The 12,349-nt window shown below is 60.1% G+C and carries 15 protein-coding genes; 9 read left to right on the forward strand and 6 right to left on the reverse strand.

The window, feature by feature from the left end; all coding sequences use genetic code 11:
• The first annotated feature begins 112 nt into the window (after positions 1-112).
• From KHZ24_04340 to KHZ24_04355, 4 genes are read left to right on the forward strand one after another with little or no spacing between them, the layout of a single operon-like run.
• Positions 113-742 carry an NAD(P)-dependent oxidoreductase gene (locus KHZ24_04340; protein ID MBS5450426.1) on the forward strand — a complete coding sequence of 210 codons (630 nt, stop codon included), beginning with the start codon at positions 113-115 and terminating at the stop codon, positions 740-742.
• Positions 743-801: 59 nt separating this feature from the next.
• On the forward strand, positions 802-1,428 hold the full coding sequence (locus KHZ24_04345; GenBank protein ID MBS5450427.1) for a 4Fe-4S binding protein: 627 nt from the start codon (positions 802-804) through the stop codon (positions 1,426-1,428).
• Positions 1,425-2,198: a protein-ADP-ribose hydrolase gene (locus tag KHZ24_04350; GenBank protein ID MBS5450428.1), complete on the forward strand. Its 774-nt coding sequence runs from the start codon at positions 1,425-1,427 to the stop codon at positions 2,196-2,198. The genes KHZ24_04345 and KHZ24_04350 overlap by 4 nt, the downstream gene beginning before the upstream one ends.
• A complete protein-coding gene (locus KHZ24_04355) occupies positions 2,149-3,021 on the forward strand; it encodes a Sir2 silent information regulator family NAD-dependent deacetylase (protein ID MBS5450429.1) in 873 nt (290 codons plus the stop codon). Before KHZ24_04350 ends, KHZ24_04355 begins: the two co-directional genes overlap by 50 nt.
• 405 nt (positions 3,022-3,426) lie before the next feature.
• Here the strand turns inward: KHZ24_04355 and KHZ24_04360 are convergent, their stop codons facing one another.
• The gene (locus KHZ24_04360) at positions 3,427-3,684 is read right to left on the reverse strand and encodes a hypothetical protein (protein ID MBS5450430.1); all 258 of its coding nucleotides are present in this window, start codon (positions 3,682-3,684) and stop codon (positions 3,427-3,429) included.
• Between the two features lie 307 nt (positions 3,685-3,991).
• Between KHZ24_04360 and KHZ24_04365 the strand changes: the two genes are divergently transcribed.
• From KHZ24_04365 to KHZ24_04380, 4 genes are all read left to right on the forward strand, one after another.
• A complete protein-coding gene (locus tag KHZ24_04365; protein MBS5450431.1) occupies positions 3,992-4,846 on the forward strand; it encodes a hypothetical protein in 855 nt (284 codons plus the stop codon).
• Positions 4,847-5,936: 1,090 nt separating this feature from the next.
• Entirely contained in the window at positions 5,937-6,239 is a 303-nt protein-coding gene (locus KHZ24_04370) for a hypothetical protein (protein MBS5450432.1), read from the forward strand.
• Positions 6,240-6,574: 335 nt separating this feature from the next.
• Positions 6,575-6,838, forward strand: a complete 264-nt coding sequence (locus KHZ24_04375; GenBank protein ID MBS5450433.1) for a type II toxin-antitoxin system prevent-host-death family antitoxin — start codon at positions 6,575-6,577, stop codon at positions 6,836-6,838.
• Positions 6,825-7,148, forward strand: coding sequence for a type II toxin-antitoxin system RelE/ParE family toxin (locus KHZ24_04380; GenBank protein MBS5450434.1), 324 nt, complete (start codon positions 6,825-6,827; stop codon positions 7,146-7,148). The genes KHZ24_04375 and KHZ24_04380 overlap by 14 nt, the downstream gene beginning before the upstream one ends.
• Positions 7,149-8,631: 1,483 nt before the next feature.
• Here KHZ24_04380 and KHZ24_04385 read toward each other — a convergent pair.
• Together KHZ24_04385 and KHZ24_04390 are read right to left on the reverse strand one after the other, a co-directional pair.
• The gene (locus KHZ24_04385; GenBank protein ID MBS5450435.1) at positions 8,632-8,916 is read right to left on the reverse strand and encodes a type II toxin-antitoxin system HicB family antitoxin; all 285 of its coding nucleotides are present in this window, start codon (positions 8,914-8,916) and stop codon (positions 8,632-8,634) included.
• A 55-nt stretch (positions 8,917-8,971) separates the two neighbouring features.
• Positions 8,972-10,288 carry a tyrosine-type recombinase/integrase gene (locus KHZ24_04390; protein MBS5450436.1) on the reverse strand — a complete coding sequence of 439 codons (1,317 nt, stop codon included), beginning with the start codon at positions 10,286-10,288 and terminating at the stop codon, positions 8,972-8,974.
• Positions 10,289-10,740: 452 nt separating this feature from the next.
• Here KHZ24_04390 and KHZ24_04395 point away from each other — a divergent pair, with 452 nt between their 5' ends.
• Positions 10,741-11,022 carry a hypothetical protein gene (locus KHZ24_04395; GenBank protein ID MBS5450437.1) on the forward strand — a complete coding sequence of 94 codons (282 nt, stop codon included), beginning with the start codon at positions 10,741-10,743 and terminating at the stop codon, positions 11,020-11,022.
• Positions 11,023-11,213: 191 nt separating this feature from the next.
• On the opposite strand, the gene KHZ24_04400 is transcribed toward KHZ24_04395, so the two are convergent.
• From KHZ24_04400 to KHZ24_04410, 3 genes are read right to left on the reverse strand one after another with little or no spacing between them, the layout of a single operon-like run.
• On the reverse strand, positions 11,214-11,507 hold the full coding sequence (locus KHZ24_04400; protein ID MBS5450438.1) for a hypothetical protein: 294 nt from the start codon (positions 11,505-11,507) through the stop codon (positions 11,214-11,216).
• A gap of 15 nt (positions 11,508-11,522) precedes the next feature.
• Positions 11,523-11,996, reverse strand: a complete 474-nt coding sequence (locus KHZ24_04405; protein ID MBS5450439.1) for a hypothetical protein — start codon at positions 11,994-11,996, stop codon at positions 11,523-11,525.
• Positions 11,997-12,035: 39 nt separating this feature from the next.
• On the reverse strand, positions 12,036-12,302 hold the full coding sequence (locus KHZ24_04410; protein MBS5450440.1) for a hypothetical protein: 267 nt from the start codon (positions 12,300-12,302) through the stop codon (positions 12,036-12,038).
• Positions 12,303-12,349 lie beyond the last annotated feature (47 nt).

Consider the following 12,349-nt stretch of genomic DNA (forward strand, 5'->3'; position numbering starts at 1 on the left):
TGTAACTACAGCACAATAAAGTACTTACTTTACGAATTTGCTTTACGGATATATTGTAATCTTACAAGCGGTAAAAAAAGCCGCAATAGAAGAAAATGGAGGTAATCACACTATGAAAATCGCAGTTATTTGTGCAAATGGCAAAGAGGGAAAGCTGATTGTAAAGGAAGCCGTGGACAGAGGGCTTGATGTTACCGCAGTCGTGCGGGGCGAAAATAAATCCGCCGCTGAAAAGGTTATCCAGAAAGACCTGTTCGACCTTACCGCTTCTGATTTGGAGAGCTTTGATGTTGTAATCGACGCTTTCGGGGCATGGACGCCGGAAACGCTGCCGCAGCACAGCACTTCTCTGAAACATCTTTGTGACCTTGTGAGCGGCGAGGACACAAGACTTCTGGTTGTCGGCGGAGCGGGCAGCCTGTATGTAAACCCGGAGCATACCGTACAGGTAATGGACGGTGCAGACTTCCCCGACATCTTTAAGCCGCTGGCTGCTAATATGGGTAAGGCGTTAGAAGAACTTCGTACCAGAAATGATGTAAAGTGGACGTATGTAAGCCCCGCCGGAGATTTTCAGGCTGACGGAGCAAAAACTGGGAAATACATTCTGGGCGGCGAGGAATTGACGCTGAACTCCAAAGGCGAGAGCGTCATCAGCTATGCAGATTATGCAGTCGCTATGGTTGACGAAGCGGTAAAAGGTAATCATATTCAGCAGAGAATTTCTGTTGTAGCGGAATAATCAAACATACGAAAAGCCCTCTGCCGGAAAGGTAGGGGGCTTTTCACAGGAGGAATAACATGAGCGCAGAGAAATATTTGCAGATTTTACAAAAGGATATTCAATCTGTTATCTTTGCGACAACAGATGAAAAAAATTTTCCTGTTACTTGCGTTATTGATGTTATGTTGGCAGATAGTTATGGATTGTACTTTTTGACAGCAAAAGGGAAAGCATTTTATGACCGTCTAAAAAGGCAGCCTGTTATCTCACTAACAGGACTGAAAGGAAACGATACCATGCACAGCCAGTCAATTACCTTGCGGGGAGAAGTGCGTGAAATCGGACAGGAACGCCTAAATGAGATTTTTGTTAAAAATCCCTACATGGAAAAGATTTATCCGAATAGGGAAAGCCGCTCTGCGCTGACAGTATTTCAAATATACAAAGGTAATGGAGAGTTTTTTGATTTAAGCAGCAAGCCAATCTCTCGTAAAAAATTTTCTTTTGGTGGAATGGAAAACCATACAACTTTGTTTTATATCACAGAAAAATGCAGTGGCTGTAAATCATGTTTCCGTATATGCCCCCAACAGTGCATTGACATTAGCAAAAGACCGTTCCAAATACAACAGGAACATTGCTTACATTGCGGGAAGTGCAAAGAAATCTGCCCGGAACAGGCGGTAGAAAGGAGGACGATATGACGCAGCAAGAACGACGCTCTTATCTCATTCGTTATTTAAAAAGTGAAAATGAAGATTTGAAAAAAATAGAAGTGCCGGATAATGAAACGGAACAAAAGGTATTTCTGCGTTCCTTAATGAATATCCGTCCACCTAAAAACATAGGGAAAGATTTTCTAAACATACAGGACGCTTATTTGCAGACAGAACTAAAAGAAAAACATCTTGTTTCTCTTGCAGACCTCTCCCCTGTCCAAAAGGGAATTTATTTATGGCAAGGCGATATTACCGCATTAAAAACGGATGGGATTGTGAACGCTGCTAATAATGCTTTGTTAGGTTGTTTTGTTCCCTGTCATGGCTGCATTGACAATGCGATCCACTCCGCAGCCGGAATACAGCTTCGCCTAGAATGTTCCCGCATTATGGCGGCACAAAAGTCAGCAGAGCCTACTGGAAAAGCAAAGATAACAAAAGCGTATAATCTTCCATGTAAATATGTATTGCACACAGTAGGTCCTATCATTTATGGCAGAGTAACCGGAACAGACTGCAAACTATTGGCGGGCTGTTATCGTTCTTGCTTAGAGCTTGCAGACGCCTACGGTTTGAAAAGCCTTGCATTTTGCTGTATTTCAACAGGAGAGTTTCATTTCCCAAATGAGTTAGCGGCAGAAATCGCTATACGGACAGTAAAGGAGTGCCAACAGGAAAATCAAACTGAATTGGAGGTGGTTTTCAATGTTTTCAAGGACAGCGACTACGAAATCTATAAACGTCTGCTCCGATAATCTAATCCGTTTAAAACAGGAAATTGACACAGCAGACGCTATTCTGATTGGAGCCGGAGCCGGACTTTCGACTTCTGCCGGATTTACTTATACAGGAAAACGCTTTGAAGATAACTTCTCCGATTTCATCAGTAAATACGGATTTCACGATATGTATTCCGGCGGTTTTTATCCGTTTGACACATTGGAAGAACATTGGGCATATTGGAGCCGGTATATTTACATTAACCGCTATTTAGATACACCGAAATCTGTTTATAAAAACCTTTTGAAACTGGTAGATAAAAAGGATTATTTTGTGCTTACAACAAATGTTGACCATTGCTTTCAAAAGGCTGGATTTGATAAGCACAAATTATTTTATACGCAAGGGGATTATGGTCTTTGGCAATGCTCTAAGCCATGCTGTCAAAAGACCTATGACAATGAAATCATTGCAAAAGAAATGGTTGATAAACAGAAAAATATGAAAATCCCTAGTGAATTAGTACCTCATTGTCCTGTATGTGGTGCGCCCATGTCCATGAATTTACGGGCAGACGATACATTTGTAGAAGATGAGGGGTGGCATGAAGCAGCCGGACGGTATCAAGATTTCGTGCGTCGTCATCATGGATTACACATTTTGTATTTGGAATTGGGTGTCGGTAGCAGTACGCCGGTTATTATAAAATATCCATTTTGGAAAATGACCTATCAAAATCCTAACGCCACTTATGCTTGTGTCAATCTTTCAGAAGCATTTGCACCAGTGCAGATAAAAAAGCAATCTATTTGTATTGAGGAGGATATAGGAACGGTAATATCAAAAATGCAGATGTAACTTTAACGTCAAAGCCGCAGTTTATACATTAGAATGGCGACAAAGGCGGCGGTTTTGAAAACAGATAATCAAAGCCGCCGTTTTTCTTTTTAAAATTAGAAATTCTGACGGTGTATTAAAGTCGCCCTTTTTTAGAAATATGGTGGTATTAAGGAGGTATCGCCATGTCTTTTTTATATCGACATATTTTTACATTCTTTGACTTATCAAAAATAGCCCGACCACCGTCGGGAATCTTTCTACCCTTGGATATGAACTGTCAAATCAGCTAAATGCTTTTTATAATACCTATGCGCCTGTCCGTGTTTTTCGGACGGGCGCGTTTTGTTTTCTCCTAAAGTTTTCTCCCGAGTAGGGGAGGCCTTGGATGGTCGCGCAGGGCGGAGCATATCCACTTTAAAGCGGCTAGCCGAGTTCGGAGGAGCGGGGGGTTCGCCCTATTTGCCCATGCGCATATCTCTGCCCCGCTCTCGTCTGTGGGCGCTCCGGCAGGAGCCCAGGCCCTCCCCGCCCGCCTGCCGCGCCGGCTCCGGCCGCCCCCGCGAGGGCGCGCAGCTCGGCCGCCATCCGGCCCTCGCTCATCTCCTTCCAGACGAACGGCTCTGCGACGATCCACCTGGCGAGCTCCCTCTCGAGCCCCTCGAACTCGCCCGCGTCGAACATGCTGCCCCCTCCCACCCGGACCATGACCGAGGCGATTTTGGCCGGCCCGGGGGGCCGGCGCCACCTCCCCCTGGGTGCGTCCGGCGCCACTCGCCGATGTCTCTTTTTACGGGAAAGCCGGCGTTGGTGACATCGCTTTGGGAAATGCCGCAGGCGGGAGGGCGTTTCCGCGCGCCCGAGGGGGACTTGCCGGGGGTGCTTCTATGCTCGCGGGGATTGCGGGGAGGGCCTTGCCGGCTCCTGGGAAGCGCCCGGGCCCTGGCCGTCCTCGCGTCGGTGCCGGCTGGGCTCGCGATTGGAGGGTCGCATGGACAGCTACGAGGTCGAGTTCCGGAACCCGGTCAACGGGGACATGCGCGAGTGGGCGTTCTCGCCGGTAGGGTCGCGCGTCGCCTTCTTGCTGGCGGGCCCCCTCTACCTCCTGTGGAAGGGCGCGGTCCGGGCGGCGGTGCGCCTGGTGCTGATGCTGCTGTGCGCGGCGGCCGCCTGCTGGGTCGCGGCGGGGGTGCTTCGCACGGCCCTGGTCTATCCCCTGTGGGTCTTGTCCTCCCTCCTCTTCTACACGTCGTCTGGCGGCGCTGTTGAGCTGGGGCCGCTAACATACGCCGTTCTAATCGCCGTGCACGTCTGGTTCACCGCGAAGCTCCCCGGCATCCTCGCACGCGACCTGTTCGTGTCCGGCTACGCCCCGTCGAGCGACGTCGGGTGGAGGGTGCTGGGGTCCCTCGGCATCTTCGAGGGAAGGCAGCTGGACTCCTACTACGAGGCCTACGCTCACGGCGCGGGGGGAGACGTGTCGGGGGGAGGCGGCGACCGAGAGGACTGCTGCGGTGGGAAAGGGGGCGCGGATCTGCTGAAAAGGTTACTGTCAGAGATGGCCGCCCGGGGGTTGGGGGAGGGAGTTGACTACTCTTTGGATGATGCCCCCGGCGAGGTGTGGGTAAATATTTACGACGCACGGGGCGTTGGGCTTGACTCCATTCTAAATGGCTGCGGCTTTGATGGGGGGCAGGTGCTTGGTGAGATCCTGGCCCCCGGGCAGGGGGAGGGCGGGCACTCGGCGCCCCTGGACGGCCTCACCGTTCGCTGGGAGGTGGGGGAGTCTGGGGTAAGGGGCGTCTGCCTGGTTGTGGAAGTAGTCAGGGGTTCGTCTCGACGCTAGGCAACGCTGGCGGTGGCCCGACCTCAGGCGCAGGAGACGGGGAACCTGCGCGACTGCTCGTACTCTTACGTCGGGTTCTTCTTCCTCGGCCCGTACTATCTGCTATTTAAGGGTCGCGTCCGCCCCGCCGCGGAGTACGTGGCCGCCATGCTGGCCCTGCTCCTGCTCTTCTGGGCCGCGGGCTCGTACCTCGACCCATACGGCGTCGCCGCGAGCCTGCTCTCCGTGGTCGAGGCGGTCGCCCCCCTGGCCCTCGTCGTGTGGTTCCTCCAGGCCATGCCGCGCATCATCGTGCGGGACCTCTTCGTCTCCGGCTACTCCCCGGAGGACGAGGGGCAGTGGGGCGCCCTGGAGAGGAGCGGGATCCTCTCGGATCGGCAGCTTGCCTCCTTCAGGGGGGCATGCGGAAGCCGGCCCGGCGCCCCCGTCGCTGGCCGGGGCGCCTCGAGCCTGGGGTCCGGGCCCTGGGGGGAGAGGGCGGCCTCCGCCTGCGCGGGCTCCCCCGCGGATTGGCTGGGAGCCGACGGGGACGAGCTTCTCCCGGCGCCCCCCGACCTCCTGGATAGGGGGCTGGATGACCGGGCCAGGGAGAGGGTCGAGGGCGCGATCCGCTCGCACGGGCGGTGGGGCAAGGGGAGCTACGAGGCGCTCCCGTCCGGGGCCATACGGGTCGCCGGGCACCTCGTCTGCTACCTCGGCCTGTCCCCCGTCCTGAAGGCGCTCGGCGCCGACGGGGAGCGCGTCGTCTCCCTGGTGCTCAAGACGGGGCGATGCCTTCCGGGGGGGGGTGGATGGTCAGGCTTCCCGGGTGCGTCCTTGCGTGGGTCGTCGGCAGCCACGGGATCGACGGGGCCTACTTCGCCTCGGAAGGCGGCCCCCACGGGGAGGGGAGCCTCGAGGGCTCCTCGGCGGCCCACTCCGATGGCGCGCCTTACGCCGCTGGCGACGGCCCCGGGCCTGCCTCGGGCGCGGGCGTCGGACCCGGGGCCGCGGGGCGCCCCTCGGGCGACCCCTCCGGGGCCGCCCCCGTTCCGCCCGGGCAGCCGGAGCGGGCGGCGCCGGGGGCTCGCGCGGGCGAAGGGCGCTCCTCATGCTGCTCGTTCTTGCCGTCCTTGCCGCGCTCGTCGCCGTCGCCACGGCCGTGGCCGGCGCCGGCTCAATCGACGGCGACTGGTACTCGACCGAAGGCGGGGTCACGTACAGGCTCTCGGTGGACGGGGACGACTGGGCATACTACGCGGCGGACGGCTCGGGCGAGGCGGAGCTCGGGAGCGGGGAAGTGCGCAGGGAGGGGGACGGCGAGTGGGTCTTCTCCGGGGGCATAGACGACTCCTGCGAGCCCAGGGACGGCCGGCTCGTCTTCCGGGACGGCTCGACCATGAGCAGGGGGTAGGCCGGGGCGGCCGCACGGCGCCGCGGCTTCCCCAGGGCCGACGGCCCCGCGGCACGGCCGGCAAAGACGGGGCGGCCGGGTCGCGGCTCGCCGCCCCGGCCCCTCCCGGGGCCGATCCGCTGCGCTCTCACACGCTTATCCCCCCACACCCCCCTAAAAAGGCTATCCACTAGACCATCCGCTCTTGGCGGGGGCCCCGGCCGGAGGCCGCGGGCGCACCCCGGGGCCGACCGGCTGCGGTTTCTCGCGGCCCTCTCGTCGCCGGGGGACCACGGCGCGCCCGGCTCTGATATCATTCGGATAATTCTCTGATAGGGAGGTTGTCCGCCATGGCTATGAGCATCAGGCCCGTCTCGGATCTGAGGAACCGCTACCCCGAGGTGGAGCGGGAGGTCCGCGAGGGGGGGCCGGTCTTCCTCACCAAGAACGGCCACGGCTCCATGGTCGTCATGAGCCTGGAGCAGTTCGACCGCATGAGCGGCTCGGTCGAGTCGGCCCTGGACGCCGCCGACCGCCAGGCCGCCGCGGTGCCTACGCGCTACACCCACGAGGAGGTCTTCTCCTCCATCAGGGCGGGGCTGGGCCGTGAGCGGGCGTAGGGGAGGATACGAGCTGCGCTACCTCCCGCTGTTCTGGGAGGACCTCGACGCCGCCGTCGCCTACATCGCGGGCGAGCTTCGCAACCCTGCCGCCGCGGGGCGCCTCCTGGACGCGACGGAGGAGGCCATCCTGGCGCACTCCCTCAACCCCGCGATGGCGGCGGTGTACCGCACGACGCGGGAGCGCCCCCTGCCCTACCACTGGTTCGAGGTCGGCAACTACATGGTCTTCTACGTCGTGGACGGGGACGTGATGGAGCTCCGCCGGTTCCTGTACAAGCGCCGGGACATCGGCTCCATGGTCCCGTAGGCGGGGCCCGCGGCGGGCGGCCCGCTCGGCCCGGTGCCGGGGGCGGCCGGCCCCTCCTCTCCGTCGCGGCCGCAGCCGGCTCTGGTTCCGCCGGCGGCGGCTGGCATCCGGGGGAGGGCGGCGGCGCTCGGGCTGTCGGCGGGAGCGCCCCGGGCGTTGTCCCCCGAGGGGCGCCCCTGCCTGCGCGCCCCGGCTCGGATGCCTCGCTTGCAGTGTCGCCGGCTTTTGCGGAATGCCCCTCAAAGGCCACAGAACGCCTTGTGAGACGCGATAAGCATCCTTCCGCAAAATATACTAGAAGCCTGACATTTTGGGCGTCTGGGCGATTCTGCGGCGCGGCGCCCCCTCGTCGCCCGCGAGCCTGCGCGGGCTGGCCGACGTTTCAGCCCCATGTCCCCTCTGGTGTCGTTGCGCTCTGGGTCTTTCTGTTTTCTTCTCCCGCCAGAGGCACTATGGCTTTGTTATGCCTTTGCCATAATGGAATTTGCCGGCATGTTCCCGGTTGCGGGCGCTTCCCCCTCGAGTGAGACCTGGGTCTTCGGGGCGCACCGGAGATTTCGGCCTTATCAGGCATATGGGGATCGCCAGAATGTTCGGCTGCAGGGGCGGGCGGCTGGTGTGTCCTCATCCGAACACTCGCTCTGCTCTACCGCAAGACAGAAACATGTACGGTCTATCTGAGCGAGGGGGAGGACGGAACGACGAAAATGCAGGTAGCAGGGATGCTGTCTCCCGCGAAGTACCAGCAGCTCAACGGAACCCTTGCCTCCATGAAGGCGTAGCGGCTCGGGGCCTGGGGACGGCGGGGCGGGCGCCCCCGTTGATGGGGGGCCTGCCCGTGGTCGTTGGAAACTGCTGCGCCCCATTAGATGAACAGGCGCCCAGGAATGCGGGTGACGGTTTCCCGGCCCCGTGTGGGACGCTGCCCGTTGCCAGAATGCCAGAACGCGCTGAATGAAAGGGCTCGAACCGCGAGCCACCCGGGCCTATGGCGAGGCCGCCCTCCCGTGCCGCAGTGCCCCCGTCTCTAGTGGCGACCCTGATGCTCGAAAGAGTTCTATCGGCGTTGGCCTCTGCCTCTCTGATTCTTGCGGCTCCGACGAAGCGGACCTCTCCATGGCTGTGCACGAGGCCGCTAATCGGGTCGGGGGGGGGTTCTTCAATTGGAATTATCTAGAAAAAGGTCCCCGATAGGAAGGGCCATCTTCCCCGTTGGGAGTGGCTGCAGCTCCCCAACCGCTGTGGGCCTGGGGTAGTCCGGCAACGTAGGCGGCGCGGTCGAGGCCTTTGCAGACGCCGCCGACTGCCAGGCCGCCGTGTTGCCCGTCAGGCCCACGAGGAAACTTTCCTCTCCACCGGGGCGAGGCCAGGCGGCGCCCCGGTGGAGGTGGGGCAGCGGGCCACGTTGCCTCGCCACTGTTCCGGGGGGACCCATTTCTTGGGAGGTGGCCCAGCCCCGAGTTCGGCCTGCGGCTGCGTTCTGTTACCGGCGGTCGCTGCGGGCGCAAGCTGGCTCCGGGGCGTCGGCCGACACGTCGGCGCACAGCGCCAGCACGTAGCCGCCGTTGGGTGCCCTGTGGCCCCACGCCGTCTGGGGCAGCTCCGAGCCCTGCCCCAGCAGCACGGCGCACGCCCCGCACATCGCCTCGTGGGCCATGGCCGCCGCCTCGTCCAGGGTGGCGCCCCACGTGGCAACCCCCAGGTCGGGGATCTCCACGCCGTAGCCGCCCTCCTCGGGGTAGAGCACGGCCTCGTATATCCCCAGCACGTCCGCTCCTCTCACCGCGGGCCCCTTGATGCTTTTTCAAGGGGATATCTGGAAATTACTCGCCCGTGCCCGTGGGACGAAACCGAACCACCTGGCCCGGCTCGGTGGCCCCGCCCTCCATGGCGGCCGCTACGGCGTCGGCCGCCCGGCGCTTCGCCTCGGGGTCTGCGTCGGCGTAGATGTTGAGCGTCATGGCTGCGTTGGCGTGCCCCAGGATGCTGCTCACGGTCTTCACGTCAACGCCCGCGGCTATGGCGACGGTCGCGAATGTGTGGCGCAGGTCGTGGAACACGGGGCGCCTGCCCTGGCTGCCCACGAGCCCCAGGCCGGCCGCGTAGCGCCTCCGCCACGTGCGCGACAGGTATTGCGGGTTCATGTACGCCCCGTCGGGCCGCCCCAGCACGAACAGGTCGTCTATGTCGCGCCCGCTCGCGCCCGCGGCGATGCGCTCCTCGATGACGGACGCCCTGCGCGACCTCATTGCCTTCACGAGGCTTTCGGGCATGGGGATGTTGCGCCGACTGCCTCCGTTCTTTGGCGTCTTCTCGTAGGTGCTATCCCCGCGCCCGATGCTGTGCCTCACGTGGATGACGCCGGCGTTCATGTCCACGTCCCGCCACCTGAGCGCGCATATCTCGCCCTCCCGCATGCCGGTCATGAGCGCTATGCGCACACCCAGGGCGTAGGGCTCCGCCGCGGGCGCCTCGTCCAGGGTGGCCATAAGCCGCGCCCTCTGCTCCATGTCCAGGTAGTTCGGCTCGGGTCTCTTCTGCTTTGGCTTCCTGCACTTTCTGGCGGGGTTGGTCGGTATGCGCCCCATGTCAACCGCCCATTCGAGCGAGGCGTTGAGCAGTCGCAGGGACTTGATTACCGTCTCGGGGGCGAACTGCGCGTTCATGTTGCCCAGCCACCTCACCACCATGTCCTCGGTGAGCCCGTCGATGGGCACGCCGCCCAGCTCGCCCGCTATGTGGCGCTCCATTCTGCGATACGTGGCCATGGTGGAGTTCTCGGGCCTGCTCTCGTTCTCTACCTTCACGAGGTACGCCGCCACTAGCTCCGCCACGCCCTGAACCGGCACGTACCCCTCGCGCTCCATGCGCGCCTGCGCCTGGCGCTCGTCCTCGGCCGCCAACACCTCGTCCCTCCACTGCTTGAGGGCTCGCTCCGCCAGCTTCACGCCGGTCATGTCGCCGTCGCCCGGGGCGCTCGGGATGTCGAATGTCCGCGACAGGGTGCGCCACTTCCCGCGCACCGGCTTCCCCGCGCCGTTCCTCTCGCCGGTGTCCAAGTCGCGGTAGCGAATCACCGCGCGCCACTTGCCGTTCTCCTTTATGAGGCAGCCTTTTCCGTACTCGCGCCCGTAGTCCACGGCCTCTCCCAATCTGGTTTCGCGGCAGGCTTCGCGAAACCACGGCGAAACCGAAATCGTCTTCCGATGCCGCACATACATTCCGGATTATAATAAAACCGCAGGTAAATGGCCTATCTATTTTTCCGTAAAAATCAGTAAAAGCGCAGGTAACCGTTTTATTTCAGCCCTTTCAAGGCTGGAACACGGGTTCGAGTCCCGTTGGGGGCACCACTCAAAACCGGTCGTTCTTACGTCTCCGTCTACACGCCAATCACAATAGACCTGCTGCTCTAGCCCTCGCTTATAGCTGGCGCCTTTTGCGCGGATGTCCAAGAACGACTAACTATGGGGGCTAGAACGACTGAGACGTGACCGTGGCGTCGCGCACTTGCTCTATTATGCGATTAGACTATCCCGCGACGAGTAAGACAAAGGGAAATAGCTCAGTGAGATGGGAAGGATGGGGAGAGATGTACCAGATCACGCACGTGGACCAGTTCAATAGGCAAGTTTTTGTTCAAGACTCAAAAGGAGGCTACGAGTATCAGATTAATCTCCGGCATCCAAATAACGCGGGCCTTGAGGAGTGGACGGGAAAACTAGAAGACCTGGTATCCGTGAGCGGTTCATATAGCTGGACTTGTGGCGAGCCTACGGATATTTACGTCACGCTTAAGCGTGACTGCGTTGACGAGTGGACTCGCGTCTTTAGGCCGTGTGGTGGGAGCAACAGCGTGGAGGAGATCCAATAGCCGTGCTCAGGGGTGTTTTCCAATAACCCTGTCGTCTTATTTTGACCCCGACCCTCGATGTAGAGGGTCGGGGTCTTCTTAGAGCCGTTCCCTTTGTGACCATTCTCGCTTCTATGTGAGGAAGCCCTGCTCGGGACTGCTCCCTGTGGTGCGGCGTCCTCTCTTCGCGAGGTCCCCACCTACCGGGCTCCTCACTCCTCTTCCGACTTTTCCTCGGACAAGCGCTGCGCCTCTCGAGCGTCATCCTCGCTAACCGTGACGGCCATGTGTCGCACCTCTACCACGTGGTCCTCGGAAACGACGCCGGTTTCCCCGTGGCTTAGGCGAACCAGCGCCTCCAGCTTCAAGCAATCCTCGGCAGCTTTTAGAGCTTCCTCCAGCGTATCGCCGCTAGACGACATGCCACCGTATTGCGGGAACTCGACGGTCCACCCGTCGTCGTCCTCGATTGCAACACACTGCCCCGCGAGCGTTAAGGTATCCACAACTATTCCCCTTCGTTAGGCCGTTTTCGCGCTTCTGCTCTTATGCTGTCCGGACTTTCTCCCCGGGCCGCGAACCGAGTCGCGGTAGGCCATTGCCGACAGCTTAGTGACCATCTCAGACGCCCCCACCATCCGCGTCGCGAGCCTGCCGTCCCTTACAAGCTGTCCGACGCGCTGCCTGCTGACGCCAATGAGATCTGCCGCCTCGGCGCGGCTGAGGCACTTGGATTCGGCAAGCTCCTCCTCATTCACCTCAACCGAAAGCACGCGCACCTCACCGACGTGCTGGGCTTCGACGGCGCCGGACTCGCCGTCATCGAGGCGCGTTAAAGCCTCGAGGCGCAGACAGTCCTGTGCAAGCCTCATGGCCTCCTCTAGCGTGTCGCCACTCGTCGCCATATGGTTGTACTGAGGAAAGGTAGCGCTCCAGCGGCCTTCGCTTTCGTCCTTGATGAAGACGCACTCGCCAGAGATCTTGAGCGTTTTCACGGGGCCTCCAAATCGATGTCATCCCGCGCCTCTCGCTGTTTACGCCGCCAACACATTACCGTGATCGGGCGCCAGGATTGCCCTGCGTATTCTCGTCAGAGTTCCCGTCGGGACGGCTTTCGACATGTACTTGCCGCTCATTCCGATTGGCGTGCGGCCCGCTTTGGAGAACAGCAGGTGCGATCCCTTGCTGCAGCGCTCGGAATACCCCGCTCGCAGCAGCTCCGACCGCAGCTGGGCGTGCTTCATGCCATCCCACAGCACGACGCCGTCCGGGCCATATGCGCTTTTTGCATCTCGATCCATGAGGCCTCATTCCGTCGATGGTCAGGTTCTTTGCCTTTGACTGTCAG

Source organism: Coriobacteriia bacterium (assembly GCA_018368455.1).
In the GTDB taxonomy this organism is placed as follows: Bacteria; Actinomycetota; Coriobacteriia; order Coriobacteriales; family UMGS124; genus JAGZEG01.